Raw genomic sequence first — 238 nt, 5'->3', positions numbered from 1 at the left:
GGTCATTGAGACTCAGCGTTCCTGTGATTAGGTACTCGCCATCGACGGTGAAAGTGAGGGTCGAGTCGGTATTCAGTTCGATGGTACTATTCGACGGGTTTGTGTTGCCATGGAGGGGCAGGGGTGCGAGGGAGGTTCCGGACAGCGCGATATTGCTCGAAAACTGGTAAATGTCGTTCGCCGGACTCTCGGTGAAGTACGTCCCGGGAAGGATCTGCGAACCGTTCGTCGTTGCATA

General features: G+C 55.0%; 1 protein-coding gene. It reads right to left on the bottom strand.

Translation table 11 applies throughout. The annotated features are described in order from the left end of the window. Window positions 1–238: hypothetical protein (locus tag DC53_RS22470; protein WP_206075189.1), on the bottom strand; the 238-nt coding region annotated here is incomplete at both ends.

Origin of the sequence: Pseudoalteromonas fuliginea (assembly GCF_000690055.1) — a bacterium.
GTDB lineage: Bacteria > Pseudomonadota > Gammaproteobacteria > Enterobacterales > Alteromonadaceae > Pseudoalteromonas > Pseudoalteromonas fuliginea.
The sequence above is the reverse complement of the archived record's forward strand: the minus strand, read 5'-3'. Positions and strand labels throughout refer to the sequence as shown.